General features: G+C 58.4%; 15 protein-coding genes and 1 riboswitch. Of the genes, 5 read left to right on the top strand and 10 right to left on the bottom strand.

Features of this window, described 5'->3' with window-relative positions; translation table 11 throughout:
- Positions 1–22: 22 nt before the first annotated feature.
- The 5 genes from parE to nudF are packed head-to-tail and all read right to left on the bottom strand — an operon-like array spanning position 23 to position 4,427.
- Positions 23–1,918, bottom strand: coding sequence for a DNA topoisomerase IV subunit B (gene parE / locus GVK32_RS02720; RefSeq protein ID WP_159864885.1), 1,896 nt, complete (start codon positions 1,916–1,918; stop codon positions 23–25).
- 30 nt (positions 1,919–1,948) lie between these two features.
- Positions 1,949–2,524, bottom strand: coding sequence for an esterase YqiA (gene yqiA / locus GVK32_RS02715; protein ID WP_159864882.1), 576 nt, complete (start codon positions 2,522–2,524; stop codon positions 1,949–1,951).
- A complete protein-coding gene (cpdA, locus tag GVK32_RS02710; RefSeq protein ID WP_159864879.1) occupies positions 2,524–3,351 on the bottom strand; it encodes a 3',5'-cyclic-AMP phosphodiesterase in 828 nt (275 codons plus the stop codon). Before cpdA ends, yqiA begins: the two co-directional genes overlap by 1 nt.
- A gap of 24 nt (positions 3,352–3,375) precedes the next feature.
- Positions 3,376–3,798, bottom strand: a complete 423-nt coding sequence (locus GVK32_RS02705; protein WP_041147275.1) for a DUF1249 family protein — start codon at positions 3,796–3,798, stop codon at positions 3,376–3,378.
- Positions 3,795–4,427, bottom strand: coding sequence for an ADP-ribose diphosphatase (gene nudF / locus GVK32_RS02700; RefSeq protein ID WP_159864876.1), 633 nt, complete (start codon positions 4,425–4,427; stop codon positions 3,795–3,797). The genes GVK32_RS02705 and nudF overlap by 4 nt, the downstream gene beginning before the upstream one ends.
- Positions 4,428–4,622: 195 nt before the next feature.
- On the opposite strand from nudF, the gene tolC reads away from it, so the two are divergent.
- The 3 genes from tolC (at position 4,623) to GVK32_RS02685 (ending at position 8,102) form a co-directional block, all read left to right on the top strand.
- On the top strand, positions 4,623–6,083 hold the full coding sequence (gene tolC, locus GVK32_RS02695; protein ID WP_159864873.1) for an outer membrane channel protein TolC: 1,461 nt from the start codon (positions 4,623–4,625) through the stop codon (positions 6,081–6,083).
- Positions 6,084–6,264: 181 nt separating this feature from the next.
- A complete protein-coding gene (locus GVK32_RS02690) occupies positions 6,265–6,936 on the top strand; it encodes a DUF1190 family protein (RefSeq protein WP_159864870.1) in 672 nt (223 codons plus the stop codon).
- A gap of 5 nt (positions 6,937–6,941) precedes the next feature.
- A complete protein-coding gene (locus GVK32_RS02685; protein WP_115191859.1) occupies positions 6,942–8,102 on the top strand; it encodes a glutathionylspermidine synthase family protein in 1,161 nt (386 codons plus the stop codon).
- A gap of 49 nt (positions 8,103–8,151) precedes the next feature.
- Here the strand turns inward: GVK32_RS02685 and ygiD are convergent, their stop codons facing one another.
- Positions 8,152–8,943: a 4,5-DOPA dioxygenase extradiol gene (gene ygiD / locus GVK32_RS02680; protein ID WP_132513675.1), complete on the bottom strand. Its 792-nt coding sequence runs from the start codon at positions 8,941–8,943 to the stop codon at positions 8,152–8,154.
- 193 nt (positions 8,944–9,136) lie between these two features.
- Here ygiD and zupT point away from each other — a divergent pair, with 193 nt between their 5' ends.
- The gene (zupT, locus tag GVK32_RS02675; RefSeq protein ID WP_159864867.1) at positions 9,137–9,907 is read left to right on the top strand and encodes a zinc transporter ZupT; all 771 of its coding nucleotides are present in this window, start codon (positions 9,137–9,139) and stop codon (positions 9,905–9,907) included.
- Between the two features lie 56 nt (positions 9,908–9,963).
- Here the strand turns inward: zupT and ribB are convergent, their stop codons facing one another.
- On the bottom strand, positions 9,964–10,617 hold the full coding sequence (ribB, locus tag GVK32_RS02670; RefSeq protein WP_045856843.1) for a 3,4-dihydroxy-2-butanone-4-phosphate synthase: 654 nt from the start codon (positions 10,615–10,617) through the stop codon (positions 9,964–9,966).
- 107 nt (positions 10,618–10,724) lie between these two features.
- Positions 10,725–10,876: riboswitch (FMN riboswitch) on the bottom strand.
- A 120-nt stretch (positions 10,877–10,996) separates the two neighbouring features.
- Here ribB and GVK32_RS02665 point away from each other — a divergent pair.
- The gene (locus GVK32_RS02665; protein ID WP_041147283.1) at positions 10,997–11,266 is read left to right on the top strand and encodes an accessory factor UbiK family protein; all 270 of its coding nucleotides are present in this window, start codon (positions 10,997–10,999) and stop codon (positions 11,264–11,266) included.
- A gap of 29 nt (positions 11,267–11,295) precedes the next feature.
- Here GVK32_RS02665 and glgS read toward each other — a convergent pair whose 3' ends face one another.
- The 3 genes from glgS to glnE form a co-directional block, all read right to left on the bottom strand.
- Positions 11,296–11,505, bottom strand: a complete 210-nt coding sequence (gene glgS / locus GVK32_RS02660; RefSeq protein WP_159864864.1) for a cell surface composition regulator GlgS — start codon at positions 11,503–11,505, stop codon at positions 11,296–11,298.
- Positions 11,506–11,768: 263 nt separating this feature from the next.
- Entirely contained in the window at positions 11,769–13,202 is a 1,434-nt protein-coding gene (gene hldE, locus GVK32_RS02655; protein WP_159864861.1) for a bifunctional D-glycero-beta-D-manno-heptose-7-phosphate kinase/D-glycero-beta-D-manno-heptose 1-phosphate adenylyltransferase HldE, read from the bottom strand.
- A 58-nt stretch (positions 13,203–13,260) separates the two neighbouring features.
- A complete protein-coding gene (gene glnE, locus GVK32_RS02650; protein ID WP_200842824.1) occupies positions 13,261–16,098 on the bottom strand; it encodes a bifunctional [glutamate--ammonia ligase]-adenylyl-L-tyrosine phosphorylase/[glutamate--ammonia-ligase] adenylyltransferase in 2,838 nt (945 codons plus the stop codon).
- Position 16,099: the final 1 nt, after the last annotated feature.

The raw sequence follows: 16,099 nt of genomic DNA, 5'->3' as shown, positions 1-16,099 counted from the left end.
ATGCTTACCGCGGTCAGCCGGATCAGGCTTCAATATCCGCCATATCGCCTTTTTCCTGCAGCCAGTTGCGGCGATCTTCCGAGCGCTTCTTGGCTAACAGCATATCCATCATCGCGTTGGTCTTCTGCTCGTCCTCATCGCTGATAATCAGCTGAACCAGACGGCGGGTATTGGGGTCAAGCGTGGTTTCACGCAGCTGCATCGGGTTCATTTCGCCCAGCCCTTTAAAGCGCTGAACGTTCGGCTTACCCTTCTTGCGCTTGAGCTGCTCAAGCACCCCGGCTTTCTCTTCTTCCGTCAGCGCGTAGTAAACCTCTTTGCCGAGGTCGATACGGTACAGCGGCGGCAACGCCACGTGGACGTGCCCGTGCTTGACCAGCGTGCGGAAGTGCTTAACGAACAGCGCGCAGAGCAGCGTGGCGATGTGCAGGCCGTCGGAGTCCGCATCCGCAAGGATACAGATCTTGCCGTAGCGCAGCTGGCTCAAATCATCGCTATCCGGATCGATACCAATCGCCACCGAAATATCGTGCACCTCCTGCGAGGCCAGCACTTCATCGGAGGAGACCTCCCAGGTATTGAGGATCTTGCCCTTCAGCGGCATGATCGCCTGATACTCACGATCGCGCGCCTGCTTGGCAGAACCGCCCGCCGAGTCCCCTTCCACGAGGAACAGCTCGGTACGGTTGAGATCCTGGGCGGTACAGTCCGCCAGCTTGCCCGGCAGCGCAGGGCCGCTGGTCAGCTTTTTACGCACCACCTTCTTGGCCGCGCGCATCCGGCGCTGGGCGCTGGAAATCGCCATTTCGGCCAGCAGCTCTGCGGACTGAACGTTCTGGTTCAGCCACAGGCTAAAGGCGTCTTTTACCACGCCGGAGACGAAGGCCGCGCACTGGCGCGAGGAGAGGCGCTCTTTGGTCTGGCCGGCGAACTGCGGATCCTGCATTTTTACCGACAGCACGTAGGCGCAGCGATCCCAGATATCCTCCGCCGAGAGCTTGACGCCGCGCGGCAGAATATTGCGATATTCGCAGAACTCGCGCATCGCCTCCAGCAGGCCCTGGCGCAGGCCGTTAACGTGCGTCCCGCCCTGCATGGTCGGGATCAGGTTGACGTAGCTTTCGGTTAATAGCTCGCCGCCTTCCGGCAGCCACAGCAGCGCCCAGTCGACCGCTTCGGTTTCACCGGAGAAGTTGCCGACAAACGGCTGTTCCGGCAGCAGCGGCAGGCCGTTCACCGCTTCGCGCAAATAGTCCGTCAGGCCATCTTCATAGCACCAGCGCTGCTCGCTGTTGTTCACCAGGTCACGGAAGACGATCTCCACGCCGGGGCACAGTACGGCTTTGGCTTTGAGCAAATGGGTCAGGCGCGATACGGAGAAGCGCGGGCTGTCGAAGAAGCTTTCATCCGGCCAGAAGTGGACGCTGGTACCGGTATTACGCTTGCCGCAGGTGCCGGTGACGTGCAGCTCTTCAACCTTATCGCCGTTCTCAAACGCAATGCTGTAGACCTGGCCGTCGCGGCGTACGTTAACCTCAACGCGCTTCGACAGGGCATTGACCACCGAAATACCCACCCCGTGCAGGCCGCCGGAGAACTGGTAGTTCTTACCGGAAAACTTGCCGCCGGCGTGCAGCCGACACATGATCAGCTCAACCGCCGGAACCCCTTCTTCGGGATGGATATCAACCGGCATTCCTCGCCCGTCGTCGATAACTTCCAACGATTGATCGGCATGAAGAATGACTTCCACGCGTTTGGCGTGGCCGCCCAGTGCTTCATCCACACTGTTATCAATAACTTCCTGACCAAGATGGTTAGGACGTGTCGTGTCGGTGTACATTCCCGGGCGGCGGCGAACCGGCTCTAGCCCGGTGAGTACCTCAATGGCATCAGCGTTGTATGAAGATTGCGTCATGGTGTGTATTCGTAGGTAGTCCAGGAATGCTTAGCGCAGGCCCAGAAAATCGATAATCTGAGTGAAATGATCTTCAAAGCCGACAAATGCATGATTGCCGCCCTCCTCTACCGTCTGCCGACATGAGGCGTAGTAGCCAATGGCCTGGCGATAATCCAGCACTTCATCGCCCGTTTGCTGTAACAGCCAGAGTAAATCAGGCGATTCCAGCGGGTCGATTTGCATGACTTTGAGATCGTAAATATGGCGAGACTCTAGCACATATTGCTGCCCCGTGTACGGATTCTCATTGAGGCCGAGGAAATTGTTCAGCAGCTCAAACGGGCGTACGGCCGGGTTTACAACCACTGTTGGCAGCATAAAACACTGCGATAGCCAGGTTGCGTAGTAGCCTCCCAGCGAAGAGCCGACAACGCCCAGCGGTTCCCCGCCGTGCTCGAGAACGATCGCTTCCAGCAGCTCCGCCGCTTCAGCGGGGTAAACCGGCAGCTCCGGTACCACCATGTTAATTTCAGGATAATTTTGCGCCAGCCACGCCTTCAGCGCCGTCGCTTTAGCCGAGCGCGGCGAGCTGTTAAATCCGTGCAGATAGAGGAGCGTAGCCATCAGTATCCTTCTGAAGCGATATCCGGGTGAAATTTCACGCCGCTAAGGCGGCAAACTTCGGTCGTCAGGGTGCCGTCGGGATGCAGATCCAGCCAGCGCCAGCCGGGAGAAACGGTATCCAGCGTGAAGTTGTCGCAGTGCGGCTTAAACTGTACGCAGGTTGACGGCGTGGCCATCATGCGTCGCCCGCCCCAGTTGAGATCCAGCTCCTGATGAATATGACCGCACAGCAGATGCCTGACGCGAGGAAAGGCGGCTAGCGCGCGATCGAGCGCCGCGGCATTGCGCAGGCTATGCTGATCCAGCCAGCTGCAGCCCGAGGCGAGAGGATGATGATGCAGCAGCAGCAGCGTATAGCGTTCCGGTTCTGCCGCGAGCTTGTGCTCAAGCCACGCCAGCTGGAAATCACTTAATTCACCGTGGGGAACGCCGAATACCTGGCTGTCCAGCAGCAGTATTTGCCAGCGATCGCCGAGCAAAACGCGCTTGGCGGGGGAAATGCCTGATTCCTGCAGCGTGCTGTACATTGCCGGCTGAAAGTCATGATTGCCCGGCAGCCAGACGCAGGGCGCAGCAAAACTCGCGATACCCTCAGCGAAGTGCTGATAGGCCGCGGCCGAGTGGTCCTGTGCCAGATCGCCTGTCGCGACAATCAGATCGCACTGGCGCTGCGAGGCGTGGATGGCTTCCAGCACGGCCTGATAGCTTTCCCAGGTATTGATGCCTAACAGCGTTTCATGTTTTTCAGCAAACAGGTGAGTATCAGTAATTTGTAATATCCTGACTCTGGCCTCACCAGCCAAAGGAAGGTTTAACAGGCTTTCCAAATGGTGTCCTTAGGTTTCACGACGCTAACAAACCGGAATCGCCATCGCTCCATGTGCTAAACAGTATCTCAGCCAGTCGGCTAAGAACTGGTTAATTTGATGCTTTTCGTCGCGTTGATGCAACTTTTTATTAGGATAATCATACCGCGCTTTGAAGCGAAAAATCTGCTGACTCGAACACACTTCGGCCACCATCGCGTCATGATACAGGCGTACCGTCATGGACGGTAAACTCCAGTAGCTCACCGCCGGCGCCGTTTGCTCAATCGACACCAATGTAGTGTAGCGGGTCGACTCCACGATAGTTAGCCGGTACTGCGCACTGCCCACCTGGTAGCCCGCCATATCGCCCACTGCGTCGGTCCGAGGCAGCAGGCGGCGCAACTGGGCAAAATTGGTTTCACACAGGCGCATCATTTCAGGGAAGTCAGGCGTATAACGCTTCATTTTGACCACTCATTACGTAAATTGTGATAGTGCAGCTGCAGCCATTGCAGCGCGATGACAGAAGCTGCGTTGTCGATCTTCCCTTCTTCTACCCACTGATAGGCCTGCTCCCTGCTGACCACATGAACCCGAATATCCTCATTTTCATCCGCCAGGCCGTGGATGCCTTTTGCCGTCGTCGCATCGACTTCCCCCACCAGAATCGACAGCCTCTCGCTGGTGCCGCCGGGGCTCGCCAGATAGCTCAGAACCGGTTTTGTCCGGCCGACTTCAAGGCCCGCCTCTTCCACCGCTTCACGGCGGGCGACGTCCTCAGGCGTTTCACCTTCTTCAATCATGCCGGCAACCATTTCGAGCAGCCACGGGCTCTCACTGGTATCATAGGCGGCAATGCGAATCTGCTCGACCAGCACAACTTCATCACGTATCGGGTCAAAGGGTAGCAAGACGGCGGCATGCCCGCGCTCAAAAATTTCGCGCGTCACTTCGCCGCTCATCCCGCCGTTGAACAAACGGTGGCGAAAGCGGTATAAATCCAGCGAAAAAAAACCACGATAAAGCGTTTCGCGTGCAATAATTTCTACATCGTTTTTAGCGAAGGTAATTCCCTGCTTGTTGGGCTTGTTCATTGTTGGTGTCCTGCGAATTCGAAAGTAGGGATTTATAAGCCGTTTGGCTACCGTTTTACAGTCCGTATGTTAGATTGGTGCAAATTACCGCCGGATGGCACGTAACGCCAACTTTTTACGGCGACAGACTCTATACAATCAGCAGATATATTTAGCTTTTGGGCAGCGCTTTATGCTTCACAACAAGGAATGCAAATGAAGAAATTTTTCCCCATCCTTATCGGCCTGGGCCTGACTGGTTTCAGCGCCATAAGCCAGGCAGAAAACCTGATGCAGGTTTATCAGCAGGCGCGCATCAGCAACCCTGACCTGCGTAAATCAGCAGCCGATCGTGATGCTGCATTCGAAAAGATCAACGAAGCACGTAGCCCGTTACTGCCTCAGCTCGGTCTGGGTGCAGATTATACTTATACCAACGGCTATCGCGACACCAACGGCCAGGACTCCAACGTCACCAGCGGCTCGCTGCAGCTCACGCAAACCCTGTTCGATATGTCGAAATGGCGCACCCTGACGCTGCAGGAAAAAACGGCCGGTATTCAGGACGTCACCTATCAGACTGACCAGCAGACGCTGATCCTGAACACCGCTACGGCCTACTTTAACGTGCTGAGCGCCATCGATACGCTCTCCTATACCGAAGCGCAGAAACAGGCGATCTATCGTCAGTTGGATCAGACCACTCAGCGTTTTAACGTGGGCCTGGTTGCCATTACCGACGTGCAGAACGCCCGTTCCCAGTACGACTCCGTGCTGGCGAACGAAGTCACCGCACGTAACAACCTCGATAATGCGGTTGAAGCGCTGCGTCAGGTGACCGGCAACTACTACCCGCAGCTGTCGTCGCTGAACGTTGACGGCTTCAAAACCAACAAGCCGGAAACGGTGAACGCGCTGCTGAAGGAAGCGGAAAACCGCAACCTGTCGCTGCTGCAGGCTCGCCTGAACCAGGACCTGGCGCGCGAGCAAATTCGCCAGGCGCAGGATGGCCACATGCCGACGCTGGATTTAAACGCCTCTACCGGCGTATCCAACTCCAGATATAGCGGTTCCAATAATACGACGCCAGACAACGACGCCGGCCAGAACAAAATCGGCCTGAGCTTCTCGCTGCCGCTGTATCAGGGCGGGATGGTTAACTCGCAGGTGAAACAGGCGCAGTACAACTTCGTCGGCGCCAGCGAGCAGCTGGAAAGCTCGCACCGCACCGTAGTGCAGACCGTTCGCTCTTCTTTTAATAACATCAACGCCTCTATCAGCAGCATCAATGCCTACAAACAGGCCGTGGTCTCTGCCCAGAGCTCCCTTGATGCGATGGAAGCCGGCTATTCCGTTGGTACACGTACCATCGTTGACGTGCTGGATGCGACAACTACGCTGTATAACGCCAAGCAGCAGCTCTCAAGCGCACGTTATAACTACCTGATTAACCAGCTGAACATCAAGTCCGCGCTCGGTACGCTGAACGAGCAGGATCTGGTTGCGTTGAACAATACGCTGGGCAAACCTGTCGCGACCTCACCGGATAGCGTTGCGCCGGAAACCCCGCAGCAGGACGCCAGCGCCGACGGCTACGGCAGCAGCGCAGCGCCTGCGGCAACGCCGGCTTCTACCCGCACCACGAAAACCAGCGGCGCGAATCCTTTCCGCCAGTAACCTTCGTTGCGTCACAGCGCCCCGCTTAGCAGATTCCGCTAAGTGGGGCGTTAAACGTAAGGCAACGTAAAGATCCCCTCCTTTCCGCTCCTTTCCGCCCCTGGCCGCTTCATTTTCCACCACTCATCCTCTATCCTGAGCGTTAACAAACCGCCATACCACTGGGTCCAGGAAGACAAACATGAAACGGACAAAAAATATTAATCATGCCTCGTTCCGCAAAAGCTGGAGCGCTCGCCATCTGACACCGGTCGCGCTCGCCGTGACGGCCGTCTTTATGCTCGCCGGCTGCGAAAAAACCGACGAGACGGTTTCTCTGTATCAAAATGCCGATGACTGCTCTGCGGCCAACCCTGGCAAAGGCGCAGAGTGCACCACCGCCTTTAATAACGCGACCAAAGAAGCCGAACGTACCGCGCCAAAATACGCCACCCGTGAAGATTGCGTGGCGGAGTTCGGTGAAGGCCAGTGCCAGCAAACGCCGGCTCAGGCAGGCATCGCGCCGGAAAACCAGGCTCAGGCACAAAGCAGCGGCAGCTTCTGGATGCCTCTGATGGCCGGCTACATGATGGGCCGCATGATGGGCGGCGGCATGGGCGCGCAGCAGCCGCTGTTCAGCTCGAAAAACCCGGCCAGCCCGGCCTATGGTCAGTACACCGATGCCGGAGGCAAGAGCTACGGCGCCGCGCAGCCGGGTCGTTCTATGAACGTACCTAAGACGGCCATGGCGCCAAAACCAGCGACCACCAGCACCGTTACCCGCGGCGGCTTCGGCGAGTCGGTGGCGAAACAGTCCACCATGCAGCGTAACGCCGCAGGTACCACCTCATCCAAACGCTCAATGGGCGGCTAAAACTCATGGAAAGAATCAGCATCACGGAGCGCCCGGACTGGCGCGAAAAAGCGAGCGAATATGGCTTTAGCTTTCATACCATGTACGGCGAGCCGTACTGGAGCGAAGAGGCCTATTACAAGCTGACCCTGGCGCAGGTTGAGAAACTGGAAGACGTTACTGCCGAGCTGCATCAGATGTGCCTGCAGGCGGTAGAAACCGTGATCGGCAGCGATGAGCTGATGGCCAAATTCCGTATCCCCAAACACACCTGGGGCTTCGTGCGTCAGTCGTGGAAAACCAACCAGCCGTCGCTCTATTCGCGCCTCGACCTGGCGTGGGACGGCGTTGGCGAGCCCAAGCTGCTGGAGAACAACGCCGATACGCCAACCTCGCTGTATGAGGCGGCGTTCTTTCAGTGGATTTGGCTGGAAGATCAGCTCAACGCCGGCCAGCTGCCGGCAGGCAGCGACCAGTTCAACAGCCTGCAGGAAAAGCTGATTGAGCGCTTTACCGAGCTCCGGGAACAGTTTGGCTTTCAGCTGCTGCATATGGCGTGCTGCCGCGATACCGAAGAGGATCGCGGTACCGTACAGTATCTGCAGGACTGCGCGGCCGAAGCCGGCGTCGCCACCGAATTCCTCTATATCGAAGATATCGGCCTCGGCGAAAAGGGCCAGTTTACCGACGTTCAGGATCAGGTCATCGGCAATCTGTTCAAACTTTATCCGTGGGAGTATATGCTGCGCGAGGTCTTCTCCACTAAGCTGGAAGACGCCGGCGTACGCTGGCTTGAGCCGGCATGGAAGAGCATTATCTCCAACAAAGCGCTGCTGCCGCTGCTGTGGAAGATGTTCCCGAACCACCCTAACCTGCTGGCATCCTGGTTCAGCGAAGACGCGCATCCCGAAATGGAGAAGTACGTCATCAAGCCGATTTTCTCCCGCGAAGGCGCAAACGTGTCGATCGTTGAAAACGGCAAGGTGGTTGAAGCAGTCGAAGGCCCGTACGGTGAAGAAGGTACCATCGTGCAGGAGTTCTATCCGCTGCCGAAGTTTGGCGATAGCTATACGCTGATCGGCAGCTGGCTGATCAACGATAAGCCAGCCGGGATCGGTGTTCGCGAAGACCGGGCGCTGATCACTCAGGATCTTTCACGCTTCTATCCGCACATTTTTGTCGAGTAGTCTCCTGCCCCGGCGGCATTACGCCTGCCGGGGCAACTGCACTTTCCCGCTACACACCTACCTGCACTGACAGCATGCTTAGCGACCCCATTTCCATTCCTTCTACCGGCACGGAAATCGGCTCTTCGCCGTCCCAGGCACCCAGCACGTACAGCAGCGGCAGGAAGTGTTCCGCCGTCGGGTTTGAGAGCGATCCGCCCTCGTGCGCCAAATAGTTCACCAGCGGATGCTCCTCCGTCGGCCCTTTCCAGGCCAGGTTCGTTTTCACATACTCGTTAAACGATTCCGCCCAGGGATACGGCGTGCTTTCGCCATGCCAGCGCGCAGTGCGCAGGTTATGCACCACGTTACCGCTCGCAATCAGCATAATACCTTCATCGCGCAACGCCGCCAGCCTGCGCCCCATCTCCAGGTGCCAGGCCGCCGGCTTGCTGCTGTCGATGCTCAGCTGCACCATCGGAATATCGGCATCCGGATACATTTTGATGAGCACGCCCCACGAGCCGTGGTCGAAGCCCCAGGCTTCTTTATCCAGCGTCACCGGCACGGGTGCCAGCAGCTCAACCAGCCGCTGCGCCAGCTCAGGAGAGCCCGGAGCCGGATAGTGCGTATCGTACAGCGCCTGCGGGAAGCCGCCAAAATCGTGGATCGTTTTCGGGGCTTCCATCGCCGTGACGCCGGTACCGCGCGTAAACCAGTGGGCGGAGACCACCACAATCGCCCGCGGACGCGGTAGAGTTTCGCCCAGATGCCGCCAGGCGCGGGTATAGATGTTATCTTCCAGCACGTTCATCGGGCTACCGTGGCCTAAAAACAACGCTGGCATTCGGGTTCGGGACATGATGATATCCTTGAGTAGAGGAGATTTGATGCCTTCACATTACGCGTTTTTGCATCAGGATAAACTCAGATAAGCGTGATGATCATCATCAGAAAATTTGAATGTAAGCCGCGGTAAAGACGTCATTTCCCTCTCGCTGCCATCGGGTAAGATGGATATTATGAATGATAATCATTATCAAAGGAGCTGAGTGATGTCATCCCCTCTAATATTGACTCTGCTGGCCGGTAGCGCGACCTTTATCGGCGCGATTTTCGGCGTCCTGGGCCAGAAACCGTCCAACCGTCTGCTGGGTTTTTCTCTCGGTTTCGCCGCCGGGATCATGCTGCTTATTTCGCTGATGGAGATGCTGCCCGCCGCGCTGAACGCCGAGGGGATGTCGGCGCTGCTCGGGTACGGCATGTTTGTTATCGGCCTGCTGGGCTACTTTGCGCTGGACCATATGCTGCCGCACGCTCATCCGCAGGATCTGATGTCGCCCGACGTCCCGCGCCCGCGCAATCTGCGCCGCGCTGCCATTCTGCTGACCCTCGGTATCAGCCTGCACAACTTCCCGGAGGGTATCGCCACCTTTGTGACGGCCAGCAATAACCTGGAGCTGGGTATGGGCGTCGCGCTGGCGGTCGCACTGCATAACATTCCGGAAGGGCTGGCGGTTGCCGGCCCGGTGTATGCTGCAACGGGCTCGCGCCGCAAGGCGGTTTTCTGGGCCGGACTCTCCGGAATGGCCGAGATCCTCGGCGGGCTGCTGGCCTGGCTGATCCTCGGCAGTCTGGTGTCGCCGGTGGTGATGGGCGCCATTATGGCCGCCGTCGCCGGGATCATGGTGGCGCTGTCGGTTGATGAGCTCATGCCGCTGGCAAAAGAGATCGATCCGCAAAGCAACCCAAGCTATGGCGTGCTGTGCGGTATGTCGGTGATGGGATTTAGCCTCGTGGCCCTGCAGGCGATGGGTATTGGCTAGCGCCAAAAACAACAAAGCCCACGGTTAAGTGGGCTTCAGAGTGCAGCGAAGCCGGATTAGCTGGCTTTACGTTCGTGCTCGCGGCGATAGGCCACCAGATCTTCAATGGTGACCACGGCCATATTGTGCTGCTGAGCAAATTCGATGCACTGCGGCGCGCGGGCCATCGAGCCGTCGTCGTTAGTCAGCTCACACAGAACCCCCGCCGGCTTGAAGCCTGCGAGAGTCACCAGATCGATAGTGGCTTCGGTGTGACCGCCGCGGGTCAACACGCCGCCCGCCTGGGCACGCAGCGGGAATACGTGGCCAGGACGATTCAGGTCAGATGGTTTTGCGCCATCGGCAATCGCGGCGCGCACGGTGGTCACGCGGTCGGCCGCGGATACGCCGGTAGTGACGCCTTCTGCGGCTTCGATGGTCACGGTGAAGCCGGTACCGTAGGCGCTGGTGTTATTTTCCACCATCATCGGCAGGTCGAGCTGCTTGCGGCGTTCATCGGTCAGGCACAGGCAAACAATACCGCTGCCGTGGCGAATGGTTAGCGCCATCTGCTCAACGGTCATGGTTTCGGCGGCGAAAATCATATCGCCTTCATTTTCACGGTCTTCATCGTCAAGTACCATCACACCGCGGCCTTCGCGCAGTGCATTTAACGCGTGTTCTACACGTTCAAAAGCGGTACCAAAAGAGGAAAGGAGCGTCTGATTCATGGTAAAAAAACCTCATTAATATTATGGTTACCAGAATCAGGGCAGTCTTAGGAGTGCCGGTTAAGCGGCAAAAAAGTCAACGCAAGCGGATCGCAATCCGACTGAGCCGTTACTCTCTCCCATCCGGACTCTAACCGTCGGCCCCGGAATTACACCGGATCTGCTGACCTTTTTGCTTTCGCAAAAAGCGCTCGCGGGCTTTCAACGCTAGGGTTGATTTACCGCCGGTGGGGAATTTCGCCCCGCCCTGAGAATAAGCAAAGTAACTATAACGCTATTGATTATCCTCGGCAATGCATAAGCTTCAAACATTTCTGGTTTATAGGCGGCGCCGATCGCACTACAATGGACGGTAAATCGACCAGAGCAGGAAACCACCATGATTGACCCGAAAAAAATTGAACAAATCGCCCGCCAGGTCCATGAATCGATGCCGAAAGGCCTTCGTGACCTTGGGGAAGACGTGGAGAAAAAGATCCGTCAGGTGCTCCAGTCGCAGCTGACCCGCCTCGATCTGGTCAGCCGTGAAGAGTTTGACGTGCAGACTCAGGTGCTGCTGCGCACGCGCGAGAAGCTGGCGTTACTCGAACAACGCATTAGCGATCTGGAAAGCCGAACGGCCGCGCCGAGCGTCGAAGAGAAGCAGTAAAAAAACGGGCCATCAGGCCCGTTGTTGTATCAGTGTTCCAGCTCTGTCGCCGGCGTCCCTGGCTGGCTAACCTGACGACAGTAGAGCGCATACCGCTGGCAAAACCATTCACGATGATCCTCATCCATATTGCCGACAATGGCCTCGAGATCGACGACGTGGCCCTGCGCATGCATCCTGGCAAAGCTCAGCGCCAGAAAGTCAAAATTCTTCATTGAATACAGTTCGTTATGGTTCATCCGCATACTCCTTCAGCCGTGGGGGTTCTGAGTGGTCATATGCTTTACTGACTTCAGTATTTATCCTTACGTTAACTTTTTTTGCGCGAAAAATGCGCAAAACAAGAACAATTATTGCGCTGAATCATTTCCGCCATCAATTAAATAAAAAAGGCCCGCGATCGGACGATCGCGGGCCTTTTTAAGTACGGCTTTCTCGCTACCCTCCCGACCGCGCGATGCTTACCGGGACGATAGTCGGGCCGCCGCTCGGCGGGGAAATATTACTTCCCGCTATCTTTCTGGATCTTTTTGATAATGTTGGTGGTCGAACAGCCATCTTCAAAATTGAGCACCAGCACCTCGCCGCCGTTTGCCCAGACCTCTTCGCTCCCGGCAATCTGCTCCGGCTTATAGTCCCCGCCTTTCACCAGCAGATCCGGCAGGATCCCAGCGATCAGGCGCTGCGGGGTGTCCTCTTCGAAAGAGACCACCCAGTCAACGGCCTCCAGCGCACCCAGGACGATCATCCGCTGCTCCAGCGGGTTCACCGGACGGGACTCCCCTTTCAGACGTTTTGTCGACGCATCGCTGTTAACCGCCACGATCAGGCGATCGCCCAGCTTGCGCGCGTTTGCCAGATACGAAACGTGGCCCGCGTGCAGAATGTCAAACACGCCGTTGGTCATCACCACTTTCTCACCGCGCTTGCGCGCCGCGGCCACCGCCTGCTTGAGCTCTTCTTCATTCATCACGCCAAAACCGGTCTCAGCGCGTCCGCGCACCGCATTTTCCAGCTCAATCGGCGAAACGGTAGAAGTACCGAGTTTACCCACCACCACGCCAGCCGCCGCGTTGGCAAAATAGCAGGCTTCTTCCAGCGAGTTACCGGAAGCCAGCGTCGCCGCCAGCACGCCAATCACCGTATCGCCCGCGCCGGTAACATCATAGACTTCCTGCGCCTGGGTTGGCATATGCAGCGGCGGTTTGCCCGGCTGCAACAGCGTCATGCCCTGCTCGGAGCGGGTCACCAGCAGCGCGGAGAGTTCAAAATCAGCAATAATCTTCAGGCCGCGCTCAACGATTTCCGCTTCGTCCTTACATTTCCCCGCCACCGCTTCAAACTCAGAGAGGTTCGGGGTCAGCAGGGTGGCGCCGCGGTAGCGCTCAAATTCTGTGCCTTTCGGATCGATCAGCACCGGTACGCCCGCATCCCGCGCCAGCTTAATCATCGTCTGCACGCTGGCCAGCGCGCCTTTCGCATAGTCGGACAGGACCAGCGCCCCGATAGAGCCCAGCGCCTGCTGAATGCGCTCGTGCATCGGCTGTGGATCGACGCCGGAAAAGCCCTCTTCAAAATCGAGGCGAATCAGCTGCTGGTTGCGCGACAGCACGCGCAGCTTGGTGATGGTCGGGTGGGTCGGCACCGAAACGAAGTCGCACTTCACGTTGACGTCGGCCAGCGCTTTACTCAGCGCGCGGGCGGCATCGTCAATCCCGGTCAGGCCCACCAGCCGCGAGGTCGCACCGAGCGATGCGATGTTCATCGCGACGTTTGCCGCGCCGCCGGGACGCTCTTCGATATTTTCCACTTTCACCACCGGCACCGGGGCTTCAGGGGAAATACGGCTGGTGGGACCATACCAGTAGCGGTCCAGCATCACATCGCCAACCACCAACACTCCTGCTCGTTCAAACTCCGGCAGCGTTACTTTCATTACTCTCTCCTGCGAGATGCAAACTTTGCGCGCGATAATAGCACACCCGGTTTTTTAGTTAAGCTATCAACCACTTCTGCCAGCTGGCGCTAACCTGCTCACGTTCATGAGCAAAGGCCTCCGGCGCGACGTTGCCCGGCTGCTCCTGCAGCGCCAGATGGTGCAGCGCATCGCGCAGCGTAGTATAGGCATGAGTCAGCGCCCGGGCCTCTTCTTCATCCATAATGTCGTTCTGCGCCAGCAGCTCCAGAATGCGCACATTATCGGACCAGCGCGTCAGCTTCGGCTTGTCGTTGGCATAGCGTAAGACCAGATACTGGGTGATAAATTCAATATCGGTGATCCCGCCGGCATCGGCTTTAATATCAAAGCGATCGCGCTGCTTATTGCCAAGATGGGCGCGCATTTTTTCACGCATTTCCCGCACCTCGGTCTGCAAAGTCGCCCCCTCGCGCTGGCGGGTGAGGATCGCGCGGCGAATCTCATCAAACCGGGTCTGCAGCTCGGGATCGCCGTAGACCACCCGCGCGCGGACCAACGCCTGATGCTCCCAGGTCCAGGCTTCATTTTGCTGATAGTCGGCGAAGGAATCGGCGGTGGTGACCAGCATGCCCGCGGCGCCCGACGGACGCAGGCGGGCATCCACTTCATAGAGGATCCCTGAAGAGGTGCGGGTGCTAAAGAGATGCATAATGCGCTGCGCCAGCCGCAGATAGAACTGGCGGCCGTCAATCTCGCGTTCGCCGTCGGTCATGGCCTCCGGCGGGCAGTCGTGGAGGAATACCAGATCCAAATCGGAGCTGTAGCCCAGCTCCCAGCCGCCCAGCTTGCCATAGCCGACGACGGCAAAGCCACGCCCCTGACGGTCGCGCAGGTGCGTCGGCTGGCCATAGCGCGCCACCATCTGCATCCACGCCTGCTGGACAACCGCATCGATCATCGCTTCGGCCAGCCAGGTTAAGTGATCGCTCACTCTCATCACCGGCAGCGTGCCGGCGATATCCGCGGCGGCAATATGCAGCAGCTGCGCCTGCTTGAACTGGCGCAGCGCCTCCAGCTGCTGCTCTTCGTCCTCTTCCGGTACGCGCAGTAAATACTGGCGCAGCTCATCGCGATAGGCGTCGGTCGCCGTCGGCTGATAGAGCGTATTGGGGTCCAGCAGCTCGTCCAGCAGCAGCGGGTGGCGCGCCAGCTGGCTGGCGACCATCGGCGAGGCGGCGCACAGGGAGATCAGGTGCTTGAGCGCGCCGGGGTACTCGCTGAGTAGCTCAAGATAGGTCGTGCGGGTCACGATGCCGGTCAGCAGCGGCGTAATGCGCGCCAGCGGCACCGGCGCATCCGCGCGCGAGCACACTTCGCTGAGCAGATGCGGCATCAGCTGATCCAGCACCTGACGCCCGCGCGGGCCAATGGTACGCCTGTCGAGCTCTTTGCGGAAATCGGCGATCAGCGCCAGTACGCTGCGCCGATCGGTATCATCGAGGTGCGCCAGCGCCGGGCTGGTGTCATCCTCCTCCAGCGCGTCCTGCCACAGCTCGCGCCAGTACTCGGCAAGCTGTTCATCCGGCGACTGCGCTTCGTCATCGCCAATCAGATCGTTGAATACCCGCCTGACGCTGGCCATTTTCTCTTCCAGCTGCGCGCTGAGCGTCGCCCAGTCGGCAACGTGCATTCCCCACGCCAGGCGAGCGCGGTTGAGCTCATCCTGCGGCAGGGTTTGCGTCTGCTCATCGTTGATGCTTTGCAGCAGGTTTTCGAGACGACGTAAAAACAGGTAGGCCTCGCGCAGCCGGGAGGCATCGCCTTCCGGCAGCAGATGCAGCTCCTCGATAGCCGCCAGGGTTGGCAGCAGCGCCCGCAGCTGCAGCGCAGGCTCGCGGCCGCCGCGGATCAGCTGAAATACCTGAACGATAAATTCAATTTCGCGGATCCCGCCGGCGCCGAGCTTGATATTGTCCTTCAGCCCGCGGCGGCGAACCTCACGGGCAATCATCCCTTTCATATTACGCAGCGACTGGATCACGCTGAAGTCAATGTAGCGGCGGAAGACGAACGGCCGCAGCATGGCGCGCAGTTCGCTGGCATAAATGCCTTCGTTATCGCCCATGATCCGCGCCTTAACCATCGCATAGCGCTCCCAGTCTCGCCCCTGCTCCTGGTAGTAATCCTCCAGCGCGGCGAAGCTCAGCACCAGCGGGCCGCTGTCGCCAAACGGGCGCAGGCGCATATCCACGCGGTAGACAAAGCCGTCCTGGGTGGCCTGATCGAGTGCCTTAATTAAACGCTGGCCGAGGCGGGTAAAGAACTGGGCGTTATCCAGCTCGCGGCGCCCGCCGTGGGTTGCGCCGTGCTCCGGCCAGGCAAAAATCAGGTCGATATCGGAGGAGAAGTTAAGCTCTCCTCCGCCGAGTTTACCCATCCCGAGGATCAGCAGCGGCTGCGGCTTACCTTCGGCGCTGCAGGGCGTTCCCCACTCCCGGCAGCAGGCGGCATATAGCCAGTCCCTGGCGGCGACAATCAGCGTCTCCGCCAGCGCGCTAAGCTGCTGCAGGCTACTCTCTTCGCTGACCAGCGACAGCGCCTGCGCCCAGGCGATGCGCACCATAATCCGGCGGCGGAACAGGCGCAGCTCGCGCATTAGCGCCGCTTCGTCATTCACCTCCGCCAGCGCCGCCTGCAGCCAGTAGGCATAGTGACACCACTCATCCGCTTCCGGCGGCGAGCTCTCAAGCTCAGCCAGCCACTGCGGCTGGGCGATCAGGTTCTGCTCGACGAAATCGCTGAACGCCATAACCGACTGCGCCTGCGGACTTAACGTGGGTAATGGAAAATCCGCTGGTAGTCGGTTTACAACCGTCTGCCAGTGCTGCTGTAACTGCGAAGAAAGCGGCATTATA

It is taken from the genome of Klebsiella sp. 18074 (assembly GCF_902705905.1).
GTDB lineage: Bacteria > Pseudomonadota > Gammaproteobacteria > Enterobacterales > Enterobacteriaceae > Klebsiella > Klebsiella terrigena.
The sequence above is the reverse complement of the archived record's forward strand: the minus strand, read 5'-3'. Positions and strand labels throughout refer to the sequence as shown.

Excerpts from the sequence above, each read along its gene's own strand:
- parE (WP_159864885.1), bottom strand. The coding sequence starts at position 1,918 with ATGACGCAATCTTCATACAACGCTGATGCCATTGAGGTACTCACCGGG.
- yqiA (WP_159864882.1), bottom strand. The coding sequence starts at position 2,524 with ATGGCTACGCTCCTCTATCTGCACGGATTTAACAGCTCGCCGCGCTCG.
- GVK32_RS02705 (WP_041147275.1), bottom strand. The coding sequence starts at position 3,798 with ATGAAGCGTTATACGCCTGACTTCCCTGAAATGATGCGCCTGTGTGAA.
- nudF (WP_159864876.1), bottom strand. The coding sequence starts at position 4,427 with ATGAACAAGCCCAACAAGCAGGGAATTACCTTCGCTAAAAACGATGTA.
- tolC (WP_159864873.1), top strand. The coding sequence starts at position 4,623 with ATGAAGAAATTTTTCCCCATCCTTATCGGCCTGGGCCTGACTGGTTTC.
- GVK32_RS02690 (WP_159864870.1), top strand. The coding sequence starts at position 6,265 with ATGAAACGGACAAAAAATATTAATCATGCCTCGTTCCGCAAAAGCTGG.
- GVK32_RS02685 (WP_115191859.1), top strand. The coding sequence starts at position 6,942 with ATGGAAAGAATCAGCATCACGGAGCGCCCGGACTGGCGCGAAAAAGCG.
- ygiD (WP_132513675.1), bottom strand. The coding sequence starts at position 8,943 with ATGTCCCGAACCCGAATGCCAGCGTTGTTTTTAGGCCACGGTAGCCCG.
- zupT (WP_159864867.1), top strand. The coding sequence starts at position 9,137 with ATGTCATCCCCTCTAATATTGACTCTGCTGGCCGGTAGCGCGACCTTT.
- ribB (WP_045856843.1), bottom strand. The coding sequence starts at position 10,617 with ATGAATCAGACGCTCCTTTCCTCTTTTGGTACCGCTTTTGAACGTGTA.
- GVK32_RS02665 (WP_041147283.1), top strand. The coding sequence starts at position 10,997 with ATGATTGACCCGAAAAAAATTGAACAAATCGCCCGCCAGGTCCATGAA.
- glgS (WP_159864864.1), bottom strand. The coding sequence starts at position 11,505 with ATGAACCATAACGAACTGTATTCAATGAAGAATTTTGACTTTCTGGCG.
- hldE (WP_159864861.1), bottom strand. The coding sequence starts at position 13,202 with ATGAAAGTAACGCTGCCGGAGTTTGAACGAGCAGGAGTGTTGGTGGTT.